This is a genomic window from Streptomyces sp. NPDC057010 (genome assembly GCF_042673805.1).
In the GTDB taxonomy this organism is placed as follows: Bacteria; Actinomycetota; Actinomycetes; order Streptomycetales; family Streptomycetaceae; genus Streptomyces.
Map to the genome: position 1 here is coordinate 54,962 of NZ_JBHUSC010000002.1, position 20,056 is coordinate 75,017.

General features: G+C 72.1%; 17 protein-coding genes and 1 pseudogene. 7 read left to right on the forward strand and 11 right to left on the reverse strand.

The genetic code is table 11. From position 1 onward, the window contains the following. Position 1 precedes the first annotated feature (1 nt). A complete protein-coding gene (locus tag ACFTXQ_RS02785) occupies positions 2–802 on the forward strand; it encodes an ABC transporter permease (protein WP_382635217.1) in 801 nt (266 codons plus the stop codon). On the opposite strand, the gene ACFTXQ_RS02790 is transcribed toward ACFTXQ_RS02785, so the two are convergent. After that, positions 781–3,909, reverse strand: coding sequence for a BTAD domain-containing putative transcriptional regulator (locus ACFTXQ_RS02790; protein WP_382635219.1), 3,129 nt, complete (start codon positions 3,907–3,909; stop codon positions 781–783). The two genes, ACFTXQ_RS02785 and ACFTXQ_RS02790, sit on opposite strands and share 22 nt — an antisense overlap. 209 nt (positions 3,910–4,118) lie before the next feature. Between ACFTXQ_RS02790 and ACFTXQ_RS02795 the strand changes: the two genes are divergently transcribed. Continuing rightward, positions 4,119–4,712, forward strand: a complete 594-nt coding sequence (locus tag ACFTXQ_RS02795) for a dihydrofolate reductase family protein (protein ID WP_382635220.1) — start codon at positions 4,119–4,121, stop codon at positions 4,710–4,712. A gap of 8 nt (positions 4,713–4,720) precedes the next feature. Here the strand turns inward: ACFTXQ_RS02795 and ACFTXQ_RS02800 are convergent, their stop codons facing one another. The 4 genes from ACFTXQ_RS02800 to ACFTXQ_RS02815 form a co-directional block, all read right to left on the reverse strand. Then, entirely contained in the window at positions 4,721–5,209 is a 489-nt protein-coding gene (locus tag ACFTXQ_RS02800; protein ID WP_382635222.1) for a hypothetical protein, read from the reverse strand. Continuing rightward, positions 5,197–5,721 carry an RNA polymerase sigma factor gene (locus tag ACFTXQ_RS02805; RefSeq protein ID WP_382635224.1) on the reverse strand — a complete coding sequence of 175 codons (525 nt, stop codon included), beginning with the start codon at positions 5,719–5,721 and terminating at the stop codon, positions 5,197–5,199. The genes ACFTXQ_RS02800 and ACFTXQ_RS02805 overlap by 13 nt, the downstream gene beginning before the upstream one ends. After that, entirely contained in the window at positions 5,718–7,049 is a 1,332-nt protein-coding gene (locus ACFTXQ_RS02810; protein ID WP_382635226.1) for an alpha/beta fold hydrolase, read from the reverse strand. Before ACFTXQ_RS02810 ends, ACFTXQ_RS02805 begins: the two co-directional genes overlap by 4 nt. 118 nt (positions 7,050–7,167) lie before the next feature. Further along, on the reverse strand, positions 7,168–9,552 hold the full coding sequence (locus ACFTXQ_RS02815) for a xanthine dehydrogenase family protein molybdopterin-binding subunit (RefSeq protein ID WP_382635228.1): 2,385 nt from the start codon (positions 9,550–9,552) through the stop codon (positions 7,168–7,170). A gap of 205 nt (positions 9,553–9,757) precedes the next feature. Here ACFTXQ_RS02815 and ACFTXQ_RS02820 point away from each other — a divergent pair, with 205 nt between their 5' ends. The 3 genes from ACFTXQ_RS02820 (at position 9,758) to ACFTXQ_RS02830 (ending at position 12,215) form a co-directional block, all read left to right on the forward strand. Next, positions 9,758–11,440 carry a PucR family transcriptional regulator gene (locus tag ACFTXQ_RS02820; RefSeq protein WP_382635230.1) on the forward strand — a complete coding sequence of 561 codons (1,683 nt, stop codon included), beginning with the start codon at positions 9,758–9,760 and terminating at the stop codon, positions 11,438–11,440. A gap of 142 nt (positions 11,441–11,582) precedes the next feature. Beyond that, positions 11,583–11,786 carry a cold-shock protein gene (locus tag ACFTXQ_RS02825; RefSeq protein WP_382635231.1) on the forward strand — a complete coding sequence of 68 codons (204 nt, stop codon included), beginning with the start codon at positions 11,583–11,585 and terminating at the stop codon, positions 11,784–11,786. A 69-nt stretch (positions 11,787–11,855) separates the two neighbouring features. Beyond that, entirely contained in the window at positions 11,856–12,215 is a 360-nt protein-coding gene (locus ACFTXQ_RS02830) for a hypothetical protein (RefSeq protein ID WP_382635233.1), read from the forward strand. Between the two features lie 35 nt (positions 12,216–12,250). On the opposite strand, the gene kdpC is transcribed toward ACFTXQ_RS02830, so the two are convergent. Genes kdpC through ACFTXQ_RS02855 form a run of 5 tightly spaced genes read right to left on the reverse strand, consistent with a single transcriptional unit; the run spans position 12,251 to position 16,871 of the window. Beyond that, the gene (kdpC, locus tag ACFTXQ_RS02835; protein ID WP_382635235.1) at positions 12,251–12,886 is read right to left on the reverse strand and encodes a potassium-transporting ATPase subunit KdpC; all 636 of its coding nucleotides are present in this window, start codon (positions 12,884–12,886) and stop codon (positions 12,251–12,253) included. A gap of 6 nt (positions 12,887–12,892) precedes the next feature. Beyond that, positions 12,893–14,995 (reverse strand): potassium-transporting ATPase subunit KdpB, encoded by a 2,103-nt coding sequence (gene kdpB / locus ACFTXQ_RS02840; protein WP_382635237.1) that lies wholly within the window; start codon positions 14,993–14,995, stop codon positions 12,893–12,895. Beyond that, positions 14,992–16,656: a potassium-transporting ATPase subunit KdpA gene (gene kdpA / locus ACFTXQ_RS02845; protein WP_382635239.1), complete on the reverse strand. Its 1,665-nt coding sequence runs from the start codon at positions 16,654–16,656 to the stop codon at positions 14,992–14,994. Before kdpA ends, kdpB begins: the two co-directional genes overlap by 4 nt. A 6-nt stretch (positions 16,657–16,662) precedes the next feature. Then, a complete protein-coding gene (gene kdpF, locus ACFTXQ_RS02850; RefSeq protein ID WP_328619610.1) occupies positions 16,663–16,752 on the reverse strand; it encodes a K(+)-transporting ATPase subunit F in 90 nt (29 codons plus the stop codon). Continuing rightward, entirely contained in the window at positions 16,749–16,871 is a 123-nt protein-coding gene (locus ACFTXQ_RS02855) for a hypothetical protein (RefSeq protein WP_382635241.1), read from the reverse strand. The genes kdpF and ACFTXQ_RS02855 overlap by 4 nt, the downstream gene beginning before the upstream one ends. 119 nt (positions 16,872–16,990) lie before the next feature. On the opposite strand from ACFTXQ_RS02855, the pseudogene ACFTXQ_RS02860 reads away from it, so the two are divergent. Then, positions 16,991–17,896, forward strand: a pseudogene (locus ACFTXQ_RS02860) (SigB/SigF/SigG family RNA polymerase sigma factor); the annotation flags it as partial. A 43-nt stretch (positions 17,897–17,939) separates the two neighbouring features. Here the strand turns inward: ACFTXQ_RS02860 and ACFTXQ_RS02865 are convergent. Next, positions 17,940–18,521 carry an ATP-binding protein gene (locus ACFTXQ_RS02865; RefSeq protein WP_382635243.1) on the reverse strand — a complete coding sequence of 194 codons (582 nt, stop codon included), beginning with the start codon at positions 18,519–18,521 and terminating at the stop codon, positions 17,940–17,942. Between the two features lie 117 nt (positions 18,522–18,638). Here ACFTXQ_RS02865 and ACFTXQ_RS02870 point away from each other — a divergent pair, with 117 nt between their 5' ends. After that, positions 18,639–19,988, forward strand: a complete 1,350-nt coding sequence (locus ACFTXQ_RS02870) for an aspartate aminotransferase family protein (protein WP_382635245.1) — start codon at positions 18,639–18,641, stop codon at positions 19,986–19,988. Positions 19,989–20,056: the final 68 nt, after the last annotated feature.

Here is a 20,056-nt window from a genome sequence, read left to right on the forward strand (position 1 = left end):
CATGAGCACCCACACCCTCGGTCCCGGCCGCATCGGCCTCGCCCAGACCGCCCGGCACAGCCTCGCCCTCGCCGGCCGCGGCATCAGCAGGTTCATGAAGTCGCCGATCCAGCTGGTCGACGTGATCCTCACCCCGGTCATCAGCCTGCTGATGTTCGTCTACCTCTTCGGGGAGGCCATGTCCGGCGGCGACACCGACGGCTACCTGCGGCTCGTCACCCCCGGCGTCATGGTCATGGCCGTCTTCCAGGCCAGCGTCGGCATCGGCGCCTCCCTCTGCGCGGACGCCAGTACCGGGATCTTCGACCGGTTCCGCAGCATGCCGATCGCCCGCTCCAGCCCCCTGATCGGCGCCGTCCTGGCCGACATCGTCCGCTACGTCGCCTGCCTGGGCACCCTGGCCGTCCTCGCCCTGGTCATGGGCTACCGCGTAGAGACCGGCCCCGTCGCCTCGCTCGCCGCGCTCGCCCTGCTCATCGGCTTCGCCCTCGGCTTCTCGTGGATCTCCGTCTACCTCGGCATGCTGATCAAGAACCCCGCCTCCGTGCAGGGTCTGATGACCATCCTGATCCTGCCGCTCACCTTCGCCAGCAACGTCTTCGTCCCCCGCGACACCATGGCCGGCTGGCTGCGGGCGTGGTCCGACGTCAACCCCGTCTCGCTGGTGGCCGACGCCGTACGCGGCCTGCTCAACGGCGGTCCGGTCGCCGGCTCCCTGGCCGGCACCTTCGCCTGGACGGCCGGCGTGATCGTGGTCTTCTTCCCGCTGGCCATGCGCGCCTACCGCAAGAACGCCGGATGAGGCGGAGACGACGAGCCCCGCAGGGTCTCCGCCTCCAGCCACCGCAGCGCGTCCTCACGGGAGTACGCGGCCCCCGCCTCGAACGCCGCCTTGAAGCCCTCCTCGCCCAGCACCGCCACGATGCGGTCGACCAGCTCGCGCCACTCCGGCTCCCCCCAGTCGAAGGCGCCGCGCATCACCTGGCTCATGCCGAGCGACATGGCCCCCTCCTCGGGCGCGCCCTCCAAGGTCCGCAGGCCCCCGAGCAGCTCGGCCACCCAGGCGAGCGCGGCGCCCGCACCCTGCCCGAGCAGGGCGCCTGCCGCCTCGGGCAGCAGGGCCCTGGCCCGTACGGCGTCCCCCTCGGCGAGCCGGTTCTCGATGCGGGTGCTGACGATCAGGTCGCGGGCCGTCTCCCTGAGGGAGGGGCGCCGGGCGCTCAGCGCCTCGAGACGGTCCAGGGTCGCGTCGGACCGCACCAGGTCACCGGCCCTGCGGTGCACATTGGCCAGGCCCACCAGGATGTTGGCCTCCAGGCGCAGCTGTCCGCGCTCGCGGGCCTGCCGGTGGGCGGCGTGCAGATCGCGGAAGGCGCCCGCCAGGTCGCCGCTGCGCCGGCGCTCGCGGGCCAGCCGGGCCTTGCTGAGGTAGAGGTAGTCCTCGGTGCCGAGCTCGGAGCTGAGGGCCACGGTCCGTTCGAAGGTGGCGATGGCCTGGGGGTACTCGCCGCGCAGGGAGTGGTCGCGGCCGACCGGGAACAGGCTCATCACGAGCCCCCAGCGGTCTCCCACCTCCTCGAAGCCGCGCAGGGCCTCGATACGGGACTGCGCGCCGGTGACCAGGTCGCCCTGTTCGGTGAGGGCGAAGTCCCGTGCCAGGTGGGCACTGGCCCGCACCCAGGGGTCGGGCGAGTCGAGGGGATCCCGCTCCGCGGCCGCGCCCGGCTCCGACGCGTCCGCGGAGAAGGAGACCCGGGACATCCGCAGGAGCAGCAGGGCCGGATGGAACTCGCGGGCCGTCGCCGACTCGCCCTCGGCGGACGTACGCCCGGCGGCCTCGGGCAGGTGCGTGTCGAGCCGGGTGCTCATCCCCCTGATCCCCCAGTACCAGAACATCGCCCTGGCGAAGCGTGCGGCCAGGTCACCGTCCCCGGCGTCGACGGAGCGCAGCGCGAGGACGAGGTTGTCGTGCTCGGCGTCGAAGACCTCGATCGCGCGCAGCTGTTCGCCGGTGCGCAGACGCGGCTCGTGTTCCTCCGCGAGGGCCAGGAAGTAGGCGGTGTAGCGCCGGATGACGGCATCCCCGGGCTCGGCGGCGGCCAGCTGCCTGACCGCGTACGCCCGTACCGTCTCGAGCATCCGGTAGCGCGGCTCGGCCGCCCCTTCCTCGACGGCGGTGACCAGCGACTTCTCGACCAGGGCGTCCAGGAGGTACGGGATGTCGGCGGCCGGGAGCGAGGGGTCGGCGCAGACCGCTTCGAGCGCGGGGACGGTCGCGCCGCCGGGGAACACCGACAGTCTGCGGGCGAGGATCCGCTCGGGTTCGTCGAGCAGGTCCCAGCTCCACTCGACGAGCGCGAGCAGGGTGCGCTGGCGGGGCAGGGCGGTGCGGCTGCCCGAGGCGAGGAGCCGGAAGCGGTCGTCGAGGCGGCGCGCGATCTGCTCGACGCCCATCGAGCGGAGCTTCGCCGCGGCCAGTTCGAGGGCGAGCGGCATCCCGTCGAGCCGCCGGCAGACCTCGACCACGGCGTCGAGGGTCGAGTCGTCGAGCGTGAAGTCCGGCCGGACCCCGGCGGCCCGGTCGACGAAGAGGCGGACGGCGGGCGACTGCGCGGCCTCGGCGGGCTCCGGGGATCCCGTCGGCACGTCGAGGGGCCCGAGGTGGCACAGCGACTCGCCGGTGATGGCGAGGGCCTCGCGGCTGGTGGCCAGGATCCGCAGCTCCGGTAGCTGGTCGAGGAGTTCGGCGGCGAGTTCGGCGGCCGCCTCGACGAGGTGCTCGCAGTTGTCGAGCAGGAGCAGGGCGTCGCCGCTGCCGAAGAGCGCGGCCATGCGCTCGACCGGGGTGGCCCGCCGGCCCGGCCCGGTTTCGTACAGGCCGCCGTCGGTGGAGCCGAGGGCGCCGAGTACCGCGTCGGCGAGCCGGTCCGGTGCGCTCACACCGGCGAGCGGGACGAACCAGACCCGGCCGCGCGCGTGGGCACGGTCGCGGGTGGCCGCCTCGAGGGAGAGCCTGGTCTTGCCCGCGCCGCCGGGGCCGACGATGGTGACGAGCCGGCCGTGGCTCAACTGGGCCGCGAGCCGGTCCAGTTCGCCGTCGCGGCCGACGAAGCTGGTGAGCCGGGCCGGGAGGCGGCTCGGGGCGGCCTCGGCGCGCTCGGCGGGGGTTTCCAGCTCGCCCCGCAGCAGCGCCAGATGGATCTCGCGCAGCTCGGCCGAGGGATCGACGCCGAGTTCTTCGCCGAGCCGCTCGCGTATCGCCTCGTACACCGCGAGGGCGTCGGACTGCCGTCCGGCCGCGGACAGCGCCCGCATCCGCAGACCGGCGACCCGTTCGCTCAACGGGCGCTGCGCTCCGGTGGCTTCGAGGTCCGCGAGCACCTCTCCGTACCGTCCGAGCCGTAGCTCGGCATCGCAGTGGTCCTCGGCCGCGGCGGCCCGCAGGTCGTGGAGCCGGGTCGCCACGGGCCCGGCGAACGGTGCGTCGAGGACGTCGGCGAGGGCCGCGCCCCGCCACAGCCCGAGCGCCGCGCCGAGCAGCGAGGCGGCCTCGCCGGCCCGCCCGGCCGCGAGCTCCCGCCTGCCCCGGGCGGTCAGGTCCTCGAAGCGGTGGACGTCCACGTCCTCGGCCCGCACCGAGATCCGGTAGCCGCCGGAGGCGGACTCCACGGCCGCGGAGCCGCGCAGCGCCCTGCGCAGCCGGGACACCAGCGCCTGCAGCGCGTTGGCCGCGTCGGAGGGCGGCTCCTCCCCCCACAGGCCGTCGACGAGCGAGTCGGCGGCCACCGGGCGGCCCCCTTCGAGGGCGAGCCTGGCGAGGAGCATCCGCAGCCGTACGCCACCCACCTCGACCGGAGTCGCATCGTCGGCGTACACCTGAACCGGTCCCAGCAGTCCTACGCGCACCACGGCGCCCTCCCCCTCGAGACCGACCGGCCCCCCGTGTCGATCAACCTCAAACGCCGGGCCAGCATCACCCACTTGATCCGGCCGGTAAAGCCCGAACAACCATGTGACCCGGGTCACACCGCCGGATGCGGGTGCGACCGATGAGTTGCGGGCGCCGCCGGCGTCTACCCCTGCGCAAGCAACCGGGCGGACAAGAGGAGCGGATCCACATGCGCATCGTCATCAGCGAGTTCATCAGCCTCGACGGCATCGTCCAGGCGCCCGGCGGCCCCGAGGAGGACACCGACGGCGGCTTCGCACACGGCGGCTGGTCGCACCCGTTCTTCGACCCGGAGGTCATGGGCGCCTCCATCGGCGAGGCCATGAACACGACCGACGCGCTGCTGTTCGGGCGCCGTACGTGGCAGACGATGGCCGCGGCGTGGCCGGAGCGGGCCGGCGACCCGTTCGCCGACCACATGAACTCCGTCAGGAAGTACGTGGTGTCCGAGACCCTCGGCGAGTCCGACCTGACCTGGAACAACTCCTCCCTCATCCTCGGCGACAAGGCCCTCGCGCGGATCCGGGAGCTGCGCGGGGGCCCCGGCGGCGACCTGTCGGTGCTCGGCAGCCCCACCCTGGTGCGCGCCCTCCTCGCCGAGGGCCTGGTCGACGAACTCCGGCTGATGATCATGCCGGTGCTCCTCGGCGGCGGGAAGACGATCTTCCCGGAGGACGGCGCCCTGCGCACGCTCGAACTGGTCTCGACCGCCGTCGCCGCCACGGGGACCCAGGTCTGCACGTACCGCCCCGTCGCCGGCTGAGCCGGGAATCAGGGCTCCAGCTGGTCGGTGAACCGCTTCAGCGCCTTGGCCCCCCGCGGGTCCAGCAGCGGCTGCAGGGCCCGGTCGACCAGCCGTACGCCGGGGACGCGCAGGGCGCCGAAGAACGCGAAGCGGGTGCCCTCGCCCTCCGGTACGGCGGCCAGGCCGCCGAGCACGAACCGGCTCTGCATGAGGCACCAGCCCGGCTTCAGGGAGATGTCGAAGCGCGCCCGCATGCCCAGCGGGCTGCGGGCCCTGGCTTCGAGGCGCTCCCCGTCCCCGTCGGCTTCGCGCGCGGTCACGGTGAAGGCGCTGATGTCGGTGATCAGCCGGGGCATCTGGGTCTCCAGGTCGGAGGCGAGCGCCCAGACCCGGTCGAAGGGTGTCGTGAGCAGGTGGTCCGCGAAGGACGCGCCGGGGGTGGTGCGGGCGATGACCCGCAGCCTGCGGACGGCGTCGAGTTCGGCCACGGGCCAGGTGTCGTTCATCGTGCCCATGCCTTCCGGAAGTTGCGGCGCGCCCGGAACAGCCGGGTCCGTACGGTGGGTTCGGGCACGCCGAGCAGTGCGCTGACGGCATGCTCGTCGAGCCCTTCGAGGTCCCGCAGGACCAGGACGGCGCGGTGCGCCGGGGTGAGCCGCGACAGCACGTCCCGTACGTCGGCGGCGAGCTGGGGGTCGTCGCGCGCGGGGACCTCGTCGAGCGGGTCGGCGACCGTACGGGCGCTCGCGCGGGCGATCCGTACGGCCTCCCGTACGGCGATCACCCGCACCCAGCCGAACAGCGCGGTGGGCTCTCGGAGTTGGCCGATGCTGCGGAAGACGACGATCAGCGCCTCCTGGGTGGCGTCCGGCCCGTCCTGGAGCGCGATCGGCCCGCACAGCCGCCCCACGTAGGGGGTGAGGAGGTCGAGGAGCTCCTGAACGGCCATCCGGTCGCCGCGCTGGGCGGCCCGTACGAGCGCCGCGTGGTCCGCCTGCCGCTCGGCTGCCTGCGTGGCGCCGGTCACCGCTGACCGAGGCGGGTGAGGAAGGGCGTCACCGTGTCGACGAAGGTGTTTTTCCCGGGCTCCGCGAACAGCGGGTCCAGGTGGGTCATGGCCGGGTTCTCCGCGTACGTCGCCGAGGTGATCCGCGACTGCTCCACGACCCAGCGCGCGGCCGTGTTGGCGGTGCCGTGCGTCAGCCCGGTCTGGAAGGAGTACAGCGGTACGTCGATCTCCCGGGTGTGGCGGAGCCGCAGGCCCAGCCCGCGCGCCACCTCGGTGTCGGCGAAGGGGTCGGCGGCCTGGAGGTCCAGGGTGAGCCGGTTGGGCCAGTACCACTGCCAGACGGAGGGGGCCGGGCCGGCCAGCGCGCCGGCCAGGGCGGTCGGGGAGGTGAAGGCGGGATTGATGCTGACGTCCGGGACCAGCGGGTGGCTGACGTAGAGCCATTCGAGCAGGCCGGCGTTGGTCACCTCGCCCGGCGGGCGCAGCCAGTCCGGCAGCTGTGCGGCCAGCGTCGAGGGCCGGTCCGGGGCGGCCACCGCGTAGGCGCCCGCCAGCTGCTGGAGGATCGGGTACGTCTCGGGCCGGCCCATCGCGGCCGACTCGTCGAAGACCTCGCCGGCGGCGATCCGGGCCCGCCAGGCGTCCGCCTGGCCGGCGCTCACCCGGTAGGTGATGCCCTCCCCCGCGAACGCGTCGTGCACCCCGCCGTCGATCATGACGAGGCCGGACAGGTCGCGGTAGCCGGGCCGGCCGTCGAAGTCCCAGCCGGCGTAGGCGAGTGCGGTGGTCGCGCCCCAGGAGTGCCCGCCCAGGACCACCTGGCGGCGTCCGCCGTCCCGCGCGGCGAGGACGACCTCGCGCAGGTCCGCCAGCTCGACGGCCAGCCCCCACTCGCCGACGTACGGCACGCTCTGCGGGGTCTGGGCCCGGTAGTGCCCGCCCAGGTAGTGCTCGGCGGCGCGCTCCACCGGGCGGCGGAAGCCCTCCAGGTCGGCGAGGTCCTGCTCGCGGCGGTCGACGACCCACACCTGGGTCTCCGGCAGCCGGCCGGCCAGCTCCCGGGCCAGCGGGGCGAGACTGCCCGCCGCGGCGAACTGGCCGGGGGCCAGCACCAGGACCTGCCGGGCGCGGGTGGAGCCGACCTTCAGCACGTGGACGCGGTCGCGTGCCGCCGGGCCGGGCGCGTCGGCCCCGGCCATGGTCACGTAGGCCTCGCGCACGTCACCCGGCCGCCCTGCCGGGGCGGCCGCCGCCGGGGCGGCGGCCACGGCGAGCACCAGCCCGGTGGCGACCGCACGGAACAGGCTCCTGGCCGGGCCCGCACCCGTCCGCCGTGGAACTCTCATCGCTTCCTCCTCGTGTTCGTCTCGTGCAGGAAGAGGAACCGGCCCGCCCGGACATTCCCCGTGAGCTGCGTCACGTGTCCGCGCTCCCCTGTCCGGGCGGACCGGAGTTCTGTGCCGGTCAGAGACCGGTGAGGTGCTCCGGCCGGACAGGCGTCCGGTTGAGCTCCAGGCCCGTCGCGTTCCGGATCGCCGCGACGACCGCCGGGGTGGACGACAGGGTCGGGGCCTCGCCGATGCCGCGCACTCCGTACGGCGCGTTCGGGTCCGCCAGTTCGAGGTAGTCGACCGGGATCGTCGGCGTGTCGAGGATCGTCGGGATCAGGTAGTCCGTGAAGGAGGGATTGCGCACCTTCGCGGTCTTCGGATCGACGATGATCTCCTCCATCACGGCGACGCCCAGGCCCTGGGTGGTGCCGCCCTGGATCTGGCCGACGACGGAGAGCGGGTTGAGGGCCTTGCCGACGTCCTGGGCACAGGCCAGTTCGACGACCTTGACCAGGCCGAGCTCGGTGTCGACCTCCACCACCGCGCGGTGCGCGGCGAAGGAGTACTGCACGTGGCCGTGGCCCTGGCCGGTGACCAGGTCGAAGGCCTCGGTGGGGCGGTGGCGCCACTCCTCCTCGACCTCGACGGCCTCGTCCTCCAGGACGTCCACGAGCGTGGCGAGGACCTCGCCGCCGTCGGTGACGACCTTGCCGCCCTCCAGGTGCAGTTCGGCCGTGGCCCACGCCGGGTGGGAGGCGCCGAACCTGCGCCGGCCGATCTCCAGGACCTTCCCGCGGAGGATCTCGCAGGAGTTCTTGATGGCGCCGCCGGTCATGTACGTCTGGCGGCCCGCGGAGGTCGAACCGGCCGAGCCCACCTGGGTGTCGGCCGGGTGGATGGTCACCTGCGTGACGCCGAGCTCGGTACGGGCGATCTGCGCGTGGATGGTGACGCCGCCCTGGCCGACCTCCGCCATGGCCGTGTGGACCATCACGACGGCCTCGCCGTTGATGACCTCGATGCGCACCTTGGCGGTCGAGTAGTCGTCGAAGCCCTCGGAGAAGCCGACGTTCTTGATGCCGACCGCGTAGCCGACGCCCCGCACGATGCCCTCGCCGTGGGTGGTGTTGGACAGACCGCCCGGCAGCGCGCGGACGTCGGCGCCGTCGGTGGTCTCCCACTGCCGCTCCGGCGGCATAGGACGCTCCTTGACGCGGCGCAGCAGCTCGGCGACCGGGGCGGGCGATTCGACGGGCTGGCCCGTCGGCATGAGCGTGCCCTCCTCCATGGCGTTCTTCTGGCGGAGTTCCACCGGGTCCATGCCCAGCTTCGCCGCGAGCTTGTCCATCTGGGCCTCGTACGCGAAGCAGGCCTGGACGGCGCCGAAGCCGCGCATGGCGCCGCAGGGCGGGTTGTTGGTGTAGAGGCCGATCGCCTCGATCTCGACGTCGTCGATGACGTACGGGCCGACGGAGAGGGAGGCGGCGTTGCCGACGACCGAGGCCGTGGACGACGCGTAGGCGCCGCCGTCGAGCACGATCTTGCACTTCATGTGCGTGAGCTTGCCGTCCTTGGTGGCGCCGTGCTCGTAGTAGAGCTTGGCCGGGTGCCGGTGGACGTGCCCGAAGAAGGACTCGAAGCGGTTGTAGACCATCTTCACCGGCTTGCCGGTGCCCAGCGCGAGCAGGCAGGCGAGGATCTGCATGGAGATGTCCTCGCGACCGCCGAAGGCGCCGCCGACGCCGGCCATCGTCATGCGCACCTTCTCCTCGGGCAGGCCGAGGACCGGGGCGATCTGGCGCAGGTCGGAGTGGAGCCACTGGGTGGCGCAGTACAGGTCGACGCCGCCGTCCTCGGCGGGGATGGCGAGGCCGGACTCCGGGCCGAGGAAGGCCTGGTCCTGCATGCCGAAGGTGTACTCGCCCGTGACGATGACGTCGGCCCGCTTGGCGGCCTCGGCGGCGTTGCCGCGGATCACCGGCTGGCGGTGGACGATGTTCGGGTGCGGGACGTGCCCGGAGTGGTGGTCGTCGCGGTTCTCGTGGACGAGTACGGCGTCGGGAGCGGTCGCCGAGGCCTCGTCGGTGACGAGGGGCAGCTCCCGGTACTCGATCTTGATCTTCGCGGCGGCGCGGCGCGCGGTCTCCGGGTGGTCGGCGCCCACCAGCGCGACCGGCTCACCGTGGTGCCGGACCTTGCCGTGGGCCAGGACCGGGGTGTCCTGGAACTCCATGCCGTAGTACTTCATCGGGGCCGGCAGGTCGTCGTAGGTCATGACGGAGTAGACGCCGTCCATCGCGAGGGCCTCGGAGGTGTCGATGGACACGATCTCGGCGTGCGCGACCGTGGACCGCAGGATCTGCCCCCAGAGCATGTCCTCGTGCCACATGTCCGAGGAGTAGGCGAACTCGCCGGTGACCTTGAGGGTGCCGTCCGGGCGCAGCGTCGACTCGCCGATGCCGCCCTTGGTGTGCTTCTGGGTGACGTTGGCGGGGACGCCCGTGGTGGTGCCAGCCATGCTCAGACCACGCCTTCCTGGAGTCGTTGGATGCGTAGAAGTAGACCGAGCGATCCGGCCGGCGAGGCAGTCACCGAACCCACAGAACCGGCTTCTCCGTCGTCTGTGGACCACCGTGCTTTCCCACCGTCTCACGCCTGTGAACTGCGATGATGTGCCCTTCGGAAGAAGATTGACCTCTTGGGGGCGTGAGAGGGTGTCGGCCATGCGGCTACGTGAACTCCTCGACGAGCTGGGCCTGTTCCTGCTCGTGGGCCAGGACCGGGACCCCGGCGGCGACGCCCGGGACCGGGCCGTGCGCGCCGTGCTGACCACCGACCTGGCCGACCCCGGCCGCTTCCTCGCCGGCGGTGAACTCGTCCTCACCGGGCTCGCCTGGTGGCAGGAGGACGGGGACGCCGAGTCGTTCGTACGCGTCCTGGACCGGGCGGGCGTCGCGGCCCTCGCCGCCGGCGAGGCCGAACACGGGCACGTCCCGGACGACCTCGTCCGCGCCTGCCGGCGCCACGGCCTGCCCCTCCTCGCCGTACACCCGGACATCTCCTTCTCCACGATCACCGAATACGTCCTGGGCCGGCTGCACCGCGGGCGCGTCGGCACCCTCACCGACCTGGTCGAACGCCATCGGCGGCTGCTCACCGGAGAGGGTTTCCCGGATGCGGTGCTGGAGCTCCTGCAGCAGAGCCTCGGCCTCGACGTGCGCGTCCTGTCCGCGACCGGACGCCAGGTCGCCGGGGCCCGCCCCGCGCTGCCCGCCAGGACGGCGGTGGCACTGGCCGGGAGGTACCTGGCCGCGCGCCGTGCGGGCGGGGCCGCTCCCCACCGGGTCACGGTCGGGGAGCGGCACTACGCGCTCGTGCCGGTACGCAACCCACCCGACCCGTCGGCTCCGTCGGACGCGCCGCAGGACGCCGCCGAGCTGGGCGACTGGCTGCTCATCGTGGAGGCCGATCCGTCGAACCGGCCACCGCCGGACGCCGAACTCCTGGACCGGATCGTCGAACTGGTCGCCGACGCCCGCTCCGCACACGAGCGGACGAAGGCGGCGCTGCACGACCTGGCCCGCCGCGCCCTCGACCTGCTGGACAGCAGCGTCCCGGCGCAGGAGATCCCCGTCCGGCTGCGCGGCACCGCGCAGGGCGTCGTCAGCGGGCAGGACACTTGGCCGCGCTGCCAGTTCGTGGTCGCCAGGGGCGAGCGGCGCGGCGCCGGCCCCCTCCCCGCGGCGGCGCTGCGCGTGCTCCTGGAGGAGGCCCTGATCCGGCCGGACGGCCCGGTGCCGGTCTCGTCGCAGGACATCGCCTCCACGGTCGACGGCGACCAGGCCGTCCTCCTGGTCCTGGTGCCCGACCCCACGGGCGCGCTCCCCGGACCGGCCCTCGACTGCGCCGCCCTGCAGCGGAGGCTCGCCGCGGTACTCGCGCGCTGGCTCGGCCCGTCGGGCAGCGTCTTCGTCGGCCTCGGCTCCCCGGTGGCCGCGCCCGAGCACGGCCGGCGGGCGCTGGAGGAGGCCCGCAACGCCCTGCGCGTCGCCGCCGAAGGACCGGAACGGGTGAACGTGCGCGGCCCCGACGACCTCACCTCGCACGTGCTGTCGCTGCTGCCCCTCATCCCGGCCGAGACCCGCCGCGCGTTCGCCGCCCGCCTGCTCGGCCCCCTGCGCGACCACGACCGGCGCCACCGGACCGACCTGCTGCGCACGCTGGAGGAGTTCCTGGAGCAGGACGCCTCCTGGACCGCGTGCGCCGCCCAACTGCGCCTGCACGTCAACTCGTTGCGCCACCGCATCGACCGCATCGAGCAGCTCACCGGCCGGGATCTGGCCCGGCTCGAAACCAGACTGGACTTCCTCGCGGCCCTGCGGTGCGACCGGTCCGCCGGCCGGTGAGGAGCGGCCGCCGGCACCATTCATATGCTTTTCCGGCACGCATATCGATTACCGCTATCGGTGCGAAATGAGCATGAATTCAGCCGTTTGCCGATTTTCCCGTGCTACGGTTCCGCCACATTCATTCCGAAGGAGAATTCAGATGGCTTCCGGCACGGTGAAGTGGTTCAACGCGGAAAAGGGCTTCGGTTTCATCGAGCAGGAGGGCGGCGGCGCCGACGTGTTCGCCCACTACTCGAACATCGCCACCACCGGCTTCCGTGAGCTCCAGGAAGGCCAGAAGGTCACCTTCGACGTCACCCAGGGCCACAAGGGCCCGCAGGCCGAGAACATCGTTCCCGCCTGATCACGCACGGGGGGCGGGCCCCGCGGTCTTCACCGCCGGGGCCCGCCGCAGTTGCTAGAGTGCCTGCCCATGTCGATTCCTGATGACCTGCTCATCGATATCGCGGCCAAGGTCGAGTCGGAGCAAACCAATCAGATGTCCCTCACGGTGGTGGTCCACGGCGCCGTCATCACCGGCCGCCTCGCCCCCGAGAGCGTCTGGCGCCAGCGCGTGGCCGAGGTCCTTCAGGACTCCGCCCGACTGGGCCCGTTCGCCGAGGTCTTCAGCGCCTCGGGACCGGCTGCCGACGCCCCTTCCCATCTGCACTTCCACGTGGCGCGCATCCTCCAGGGCACCCTCGGCATCCCCGAGACGGGCGGCATGTACCGGATCGCGATCCAGGACGTCGACGCCTGGACCGTCGGGGACTTCAGCTACTCCGACCGGTAGTCACCGCCGCTCCCCCGCCCCCGCCCGGCCCCCGCTCAGCCCTGCCTGAGGTCCTTCAGGGCGGTGTTCAGCTCCAGGACGTTGACGCGGGGTTCACCCATGAAGCCCAGGGTGCGACCCTGCGTGTGCGCGTCGACGAGCCGCCGCACCTCGGCGACGGGGAGGCCGTTGAGCGAGGCCACCCGGTGGACCTGGAGGTCGGCGTAGGCCGGGGAGATGTGCGGGTCGAGGCCGGAACCGGAGGAGGTGACGGCGTCGGCCGGGACCTGTGAGACCTTCGGGGCGTAGCCGGGGACGGTGTTGTCCTTCAGCACCTTCGCCTTGGCCTCCTCGACCGCCTTCACCAGATCGGGGTTGTCCGCCGCCTTGTTGGAGGCGCCGGAGAGCAGCAGCTCGTACTGCGTGTTGACGCTGTTCCTGCCGAGCCCTGCCGAAGGGCGGGGCTGGAACCAGTGCAGGTCGTCCCCGTAGCTCTGCCCGATGAGGGCGGAGCCGACGACCCTGCCGCTCCCGTCCTTGATCTCGGAGCCGTTGGCCTTGCCGCCGAACGCGGCCTGGGCGATGCCGGTGACGGCGAGGGGGTAGAGGACGCCGCACAGGACGGTCAGCACGAGCAGGGCGCGCAGGCCGGCGCCGAGGAGGCGGGCGGTGTTCGTGACGGAGTTGTTCATGGCGGGTCACCCAATGCCGGGGATGAGGGAGATGAGCAGGTCGATGAGCTTGATGCCGATGAACGGGGCGATGAGGCCGCCGAGTCCGTAGAGGGCGAGGTTGCGGCGCAGCATCCGGTCGGCGCTGGTCGGCCGGTACCGCACGCCCTTGAGAGCCAGCGGAACCAGGGCGATGATCACGAGCGCGTTGAAGACGACCGCCGACAGGATCGCGGACTGCGGGGAGTGCAGGCCCATGACGTTGAGCTTGTCGAGGCCCGGGTAGACCACGGCGAACATGGCCGGGATGATCGCGAAGTACTTCGCGACGTCGTTGGCGATGGAGAACGTGGTCAGGGCGCCCCGGGTGATGAGGAGCTGCTTGCCGATCTCGACGATCTCGATGAGCTTGGTCGGGTCGGAGTCCAGGTCCACCATGTTCCCGGCCTCCTTGGCGGCCGAGGTGCCGGTGTTCATCGCCACGCCGACGTCCGCCTGGGCGAGGGCCGGCGCGTCGTTCGTACCGTCGCCGGTCATCGCGACGAGCTTGCCGCCCGCCTGCTCCCGCTTGATGAGCGCCATCTTGTCCTCGGGAGTGGCCTCCGCGAGGAAGTCGTCGACGCCCGCCTCCTCGGCGATGGCCCTGGCCGTGAGCGGGTTGTCACCCGTGATCATGACGGTCCTGATGCCCATCCGGCGCAGTTCGCCGAAGCGTTCGCGCATGCCCTCCTTGACCACGTCCTTGAGGTGGACGACACCGAGGACCCGGGCGCCCCCGCCGTCCTCCACGGCGACCAGCAGCGGCGTACCGCCGGCGGAGGAGATGGCGTCGGTGAGCACCTGCGCGTCCCGGGCGACCCGGCCGCCGCGTTCCTCGACCCAGGCGACGACGGAACCCGCCGCCCCCTTGCGGACCTTGCGGCCGTCGACGTCCACGCCCGACATACGGGTCTGGGCGGTGAAGGCGATCCACTCGGCGTGCGCGAGCTCGCCCTGCCGGCGTTCGCGCAGCCCGTACGCGTCCTTCGCGAGGACCACGATGGAGCGGCCCTCGGGGGTCTCGTCGGCGAGGGAGGACAGCTGGGCGGCCTCGGCGAGTTCGGCCGCCGTGGTGCCCTTGACCGGGACGAACTCGGAGGCCTGGCGGTTGCCGAGGGTGATGGTGCCGGTCTTGTCGAGGAGCAGCGTCGACACGTCACCGGCGGCTTCGACGGCTCGCCCGGACATCGCGAGCACGTTGCGCTGGACCAGCCGGTCCATGCCGGCGATGCCGATCGCGGAGAGCAGCGCGCCGATGGTGGTCGGGATCAGGCAGACCAGCAGCGCGGCCAGCACGATCATCGACTGCTCGGCGCCCGCGTAGACCGCGAAGGGCTGGAGGGTGACGACCGCGAGGAGGAAGACGATCGTCAGCGAGGCCAGCAGGATGTTGAGGGCGATCTCGTTGGGGGTCTTCTGCCGCGCGGCGCCCTCGACCAGGTTGATCATGCGGTCGATGAAGGTCTCGCCGGGCCTGGTCGTGATCTTGATGACGATCCGGTCCGAGAGGACCTTCGTGCCGCCGGTGACGGCGGAACGGTCGCCGCCCGACTCCCGGATGACCGGGGCGGATTCGCCGGTGATGGCGGACTCGTCGACGGAGGCGACGCCCTCGACGACATCGCCGTCGCCGGGGATGACGTCGCCGGCCTCGCAGACCACCAGGTCGCCGATACGGAGTTCCGTGCCCGGTACCCGCTCCTCCGCGGGGCCGTTCAGCCGCCGGGCGACGGTGTCGGTCTTGGCCTTGCGCAGGGTGTCGGCCTGGGCCTTGCCGCGGCCCTCGGCCACGGCCTCCGCGAGGTTCGCGAAGACCGTGGTCAGCCACAGCCAGGCGGTGATCGCCCAGCCGAACCAGTCCGTCGGGTCGGCCAGCGCCAGCAGGGTGGTCAGTACGGAACCGACCTCCACCACGAACATCACCGGGGACTTGACCATCACCCGGGGGTCGAGCTTGCGGACCGCGTCCGGGAGGGAGCCGACCAGCTGCTTCGGATCGAAGAGACCGCCGCCGACCCGGCCCTGCTCCGGCTCCGTGCGGCCGGTCGGGGCGTCCTGGTGGGGCGCGCGGGTGGGGGTGATGGTGCTCATGAGGCGAGCCCTTCGGCAAGCGGACCCAGCGCGAGGGCCGGGAAGTAGGTGAGGCCGGTGACGATGACGATGGTGCCGACGAGCAGACCCGCGTAGAGCGGCTTGTCGGTGCGCAGGGTGCCCGCGGTTTCGGGGACCGGCTGCTGCTGCGCCAGCGAGCCCGCGAGGGCCAGGACGAAGACCATCGGCAGGAAGCGGCCGAGGAGCATGGCCAGGCCGGTGGTCGTGTTGAACCACTGGGTGTCGGCGTTCAGGCCCGCGAAGGCGGAGCCGTTGTTGTTCCCGGCGGAGGTGTAGGCGTAGAGGATCTCCGAGAAGCCGTGCGCGCCGCCGTTCGCCATCGAGTGGGCGGGGGTGGGCAGGGCCATCGCCGCGGCCGTGAAGCCGAGGACCACCGCGGGGGTGACGAGGATGTAGCAGGCGGCGAGCTTGATCTCGCGGGTGCCGATCTTCCGGCCCAGGTACTCGGGGGTGCGGCCGACCATCAGGCCCGCGATGAACACCGCGATGACCGCCATGATCAGCATGCCGTAGAGGCCGGAGCCGACACCGCCGGGCGCGATCTCGCCGAGCTGCATGCCCAGCAGCTGGATGCCGCCGCCCAGGCCCGTGTACGAGGAGTGGAAGGAGTTCACCGCGCCGGTCGAGGTCAGCGTCGTGGCGACCGAGAAGATCGCGGAGGCTCCGATGCCGAAGCGGGTCTCCTTGCCCTCCATCGCGCCGCCCGCGGCCTGGAGCGCCGGGCCGTGGTGGGCGAACTCGGTCCACATCATCAGCGCGGTGAAGCCGAGCCAGATGGTGGCCATCGTCGCGAGGATCGCGTAGCCCTGCCTGACCGAGCCGACCATGCGGCCGAAGGTGCGGGTCAGCGCGAAGGGGATGAGGAGGATCAGGAAGATCTCGAAGAGGTTCGAGAAGGGGGTCGGGTTCTCGAAGGGGTGCGCGGAGTTGGCGTTGAAGTAGCCGCCGCCGTTGGTGCCGAGCTCCTTGATGACCTCCTGGGAGGCGACGGCGCCGCCGTTCCACTGCTGGGTGCCACCCGTGAACCGGCCGACCTCGTGGATGCCGGCGAAGTTCTGGATCACCCCGCAGGCGACCAGGACGACCGCGCCGATCACCGCGAGGGGGATCAGGATGCGGAAGGTGCCGCGGACCAGGTCGGCCCAGAAGTTGCCGAGTTCGCCGGTGCGCGAGCGCGCGAAGCCCCGTACGAGGGCGACCGCGACGGCCATGCCGACCGCCGCCGAGAGGAAGTTCTGCACCGCCAGGCCGCCGGTCTGCACGACGTGGCCCATGGCCTGTTCACCGGCGTACGACTGCCAGTTGGTGTTCGCCACGAACGACGCGGCGGTGTTGAAGGCCTGGTCCGGCTCGATGGAGGCGAAGCCGAGGGAGCCGGGCAGGCTGCCCTGCAGGCGCAGGAGCAGGTAGAGGAAGAGGACGCTCACGGCGGAGAAGGCCAGCACCGAGCGCAGGTAGGCGGGCCAGCGCATCTCGGCGTCCGGGTTGGCGCCGACCGCCTTGTAGATCCACTTCTCGGGCCCGTAGTGCTTCTCCGAGGAGTAGACGCGGGCCATGTACTCGCCCAGCGGGCGGTAGGCCAGGGCCAGTGCGGCGACGAGCGCGAGCAGCTGGAGCACCCCGGCGAGGACGGGACTCATCGGGGCTCAGAACCTCTCCGGGTACACGAGGGCCAAGACGAGATAGCCCAGCAGGGAGACGGCGACCAGCAGGCCGACGATGTTCTCGGCGTTCACAGCTTGGTCACCCCCTTGGCGACGAAGGCCACCAGCGCGAAGAGCGCGAGCGTGGTGACGACGAAGGCCAGATCGGCCATCGTGAGCTCCCGGAGGTGCGAGGGACGTGTTTCGGACACCTCCGAGTGGAACGCCGTTTTTCCCGCCGACGGGCCCCTTTGACGCCTCCCATACGCCCGGGACGGCTCCTTTGACGCATCCCTGACGGAAACCGCTGAGGGCGGATCTTCGAAGAGATGTGGGGGTACGTGGCGGTTCGTCCGGGTATATCACCTGGGACAGCGCGACGACGCACCCCCGGGCCCGCACCCCTGCCCCCCGGGGCCGCACCGTCGGAGGAGCGCAGGCCATGCACCGTACAGACCTCACAGACGTGACGACCCACGAGGCCAGAACCCTGTCCGTGTCCCTGTTCCGGAGGCTGGCCGAGCTGAAGGAGGGCAGCGCGGAGTACTCGTACGTCCGCAACACCCTCGTCGAGCTCAACCTCAGCCTCGTGAAGTACGCCGCCCGCCGCTTCCGCGGCCGCAGCGAGCCGATGGAGGACATCGTCCAGGTCGGCACGATCGGCCTGATCAAGGCCATCAACCGCTTCGACCCGGAGCGCGGGGTGGAATTCACCTCGTTCGCGATCCCGACGATCACCGGCGAGATCAAGCGGTTCTTCCGGGACACCAGCTGGGCCGTGAAGGTCCCGCGGCGGCTCCAGGAGCTGCGGATCGACACGGCGAAGGCGCACGACGCCCTGGAGCAGGAACTGGGCCGCGAGCCGACGGACAGCGAGCTCTCCTGCCACCTGCACGTCACGCCCGAGGAGCTGTCGGAGGGGCGGAAGGCGGCGTGCGCGTACTCCGCGCGCTCCCTGGACGCGCCGGCGCAGGAGGACGGCGGCGATCGCGAGACCTACGCGGAGCGGTCCTCGATCGGCGAGGAGGAAGAGGCGTACGACCGCATCGAGTGCCTGGAGTCCCTCAAGCCGATGCTGGCGGGGCTGAGCGAGCGGGAGCGGACGCTGCTGACGCTGCGGTTCGGTCAGGAGCTGACACAGACCGAGATCGGCGACCGGCTGGGCCTGTCCCAGATGCACGTGTCCCGCCTGCTGACCCGGACCCTGGCCCGCCTGCGCACCGGTCTGCTCACCGACGACGAGACGGACGGTACGGCGCCGCCCGCCCCTGCGCGGGCCGCTAGCCCGACGGGGGCAGCGGGTGGCGGGCAGGTACCTCCAGCCAGACCGTCTTGCCGGGCCGGCCGTCCGCGGAAGGCACCGAGCCCCAGCTCCGCGCGAGCCGTTCCAGCACGATCAGCCCGTGCCCTCCCGGCAGCGCGCGGTCGCCGGGTGCCCGTCGGCGCGGGTGCTCGGGACTCCCGTCGCTGACCTCTACGCGCAGCACCTCGGGGGTGTGCCGCAGCACCAGTTCGTGGGGGCCGCCGGCGTGCAGGCAGGCGTTGGTCACCAGCTCGGAAACCAACAGCAGCACGTCGTCCTCGGCCTCCGGCCATCCGGCCCGCCCCGCCCACTGCCAGTCCGCCAGTGCCCTGCGGGTGAAGTCCCGGCAGCGGCTCACGACCCCGGTCGTGGCGCCGCCCAGGACCAGCCGCCGCGTCTGCTCGGTCACAGGGCCTCCCGCCTCCTCGGCCGACGAGGCCCATCCTAGGGCTCCGGCCGTCACTCGACCCTTCCTGAAATTCCACATCTCGGAAATCAACTTCCGCGATACGGCAAACACCCGGCGGCTGCCCTGGTCAACGCCGCATACGCGCCGCATACACGACCGGGGACGTCCTGACCGTCGACGGCGGACGCCACATCGTCCGAGTCCGGCATGCGGGACGTGCCCCGAAGGCGCCCCCGGATCCACATGCCGGACTACTACCCTCGTTTCATGAATGCAGAGTCCGACGCCCTCGCCGCAGTGAAAGCCGCCGACCGGAAGCACGTCTTCCACTCCTGGTCGGCGCAGGAGCTCATCGACCCGCTCGCCGTGGCCGGGGCCGAAGGCTCGTACTTCTGGGACTACGAAGGCAACCGCTACCTCGACTTCTCCAGCGCCCTCGTCTACACCAACATCGGCTACCAGCACCCCAAGGTCGCCGCGGCCATCGCCCGGCAGGCGACCGAGCTGTGTACGGTCGCGCCCGGCTTCGCCGTGGACGCCCGCTCCGAGGCGGCCCGGCTGATCGCCGAGCGCACCCCCGGCGACCTGGACAAGATCTTCTTCACCAACGCCGGGGCCGAGGCCGTCGAGAACGCCGTACGCATGGCCCGGCTGCACACCGGCCGGCCGAAGGTGCTGTCCGCGTACCGCTCCTACCACGGCGCCACCTCCACCGCGATCAACCTGACCGGCGACGCCCGCCGCTTCGGCAACGACTCGGCGACCGCCGGGGTCGTGCACTTCTGGGGGCCCTTCGCCTACCGCTCGCCCTTCTACGCGACGACGCAGGCCGAGGAGTGCGAGCGCGCGCTGCGCCACCTCGAGGACACCATCGTCTTCGAGGGCCCGCAGTCCATCGCCGCGATCATCCTGGAGACCGTCGGCGGCGCCCCGGGCGTGCTCGTGCACCCGGACGGCTACCTCGCCGGCGTGCGCGCGCTCTGCGACCGCTACGGCATCGTCTTCATCCTCGACGAGGTCATGGTCGGCTTCGGCCGCACCGGCGCGTGGTTCGCCTCCGAGCACTGGGACGTCACCCCCGACCTGCTCTGCTTCGCCAAGGGCGTGACCAGCGGATACGTGCCGCTCGGCGGGGTCGCCATCTCCGGCGCCATCGCCGAGACCTTCGCCCGCCGCCCCTACCCGGGCGGCCTGACGTACTCCGGGCACGTGCTGGCCTGCGCGGCCGCCGTCGCCACGATCAACGTCATGGAGGAGGAGGGCATCGTCGAGCAGTCCGCCCGCACCGGCGCCGAGCTGCTCGGCCCCGGGCTGCACGCGCTCGCCGAGCGGCACCCCTCGGTCGGGGAGGTCCGGGGCCTGGGCACCTTCTGGGCCCTGGAACTCGTACGGGACCGTGCGACGCGGGAGCCGCTGGTCCCGTACAACGCCGCCGGGGCGGACAACGCGCCCATGGCCGCCTTCGGCGCCGCCTGCAAGAAGGGCGGGCTCTGGCCGCTCCTCGCCGGGAACCGCATCCACGTCGCGCCGCCGTGCAACATCGCCGCCGACGATGTCGCCAAGGGGCTGGAGGTCCTCGACGAGGCCCTCTCGGTGGCGGACGCGCACATGGTCTGACCTGCGTGAATGGAGGGTCGCCCAATCCGTGGGTGCCTGTCTTGGATGTTCCGCGCCATTACGAACAC

Bases quoted from the DNA above. Each gene is read 5' to 3' on its own strand.
- ACFTXQ_RS02785 (WP_382635217.1), top strand. From the start codon at position 2: ATGAGCACCCACACCCTCGGTCCCGGCCGCATCGGCCTCGCCCAGACC.
- ACFTXQ_RS02795 (WP_382635220.1), top strand. From the start codon at position 4,119: ATGCGCATCGTCATCAGCGAGTTCATCAGCCTCGACGGCATCGTCCAG.
- ACFTXQ_RS02800 (WP_382635222.1), bottom strand. From the start codon at position 5,209: ATGGGCACGATGAACGACACCTGGCCCGTGGCCGAACTCGACGCCGTC.
- ACFTXQ_RS02810 (WP_382635226.1), bottom strand. From the start codon at position 7,049: ATGAGAGTTCCACGGCGGACGGGTGCGGGCCCGGCCAGGAGCCTGTTC.
- ACFTXQ_RS02815 (WP_382635228.1), bottom strand. From the start codon at position 9,552: ATGGCTGGCACCACCACGGGCGTCCCCGCCAACGTCACCCAGAAGCAC.
- ACFTXQ_RS02820 (WP_382635230.1), top strand. From the start codon at position 9,758: ATGCGGCTACGTGAACTCCTCGACGAGCTGGGCCTGTTCCTGCTCGTG.
- ACFTXQ_RS02825 (WP_382635231.1), top strand. From the start codon at position 11,583: ATGGCTTCCGGCACGGTGAAGTGGTTCAACGCGGAAAAGGGCTTCGGT.
- ACFTXQ_RS02830 (WP_382635233.1), top strand. From the start codon at position 11,856: ATGTCGATTCCTGATGACCTGCTCATCGATATCGCGGCCAAGGTCGAG.
- kdpC (WP_382635235.1), bottom strand. From the start codon at position 12,886: ATGAACAACTCCGTCACGAACACCGCCCGCCTCCTCGGCGCCGGCCTG.
- kdpB (WP_382635237.1), bottom strand. From the start codon at position 14,995: ATGAGCACCATCACCCCCACCCGCGCGCCCCACCAGGACGCCCCGACC.
- kdpA (WP_382635239.1), bottom strand. From the start codon at position 16,656: ATGAGTCCCGTCCTCGCCGGGGTGCTCCAGCTGCTCGCGCTCGTCGCC.
- ACFTXQ_RS02865 (WP_382635243.1), bottom strand. From the start codon at position 18,521: ATGCGGCGCGTATGCGGCGTTGACCAGGGCAGCCGCCGGGTGTTTGCC.
- ACFTXQ_RS02870 (WP_382635245.1), top strand. From the start codon at position 18,639: ATGAATGCAGAGTCCGACGCCCTCGCCGCAGTGAAAGCCGCCGACCGG.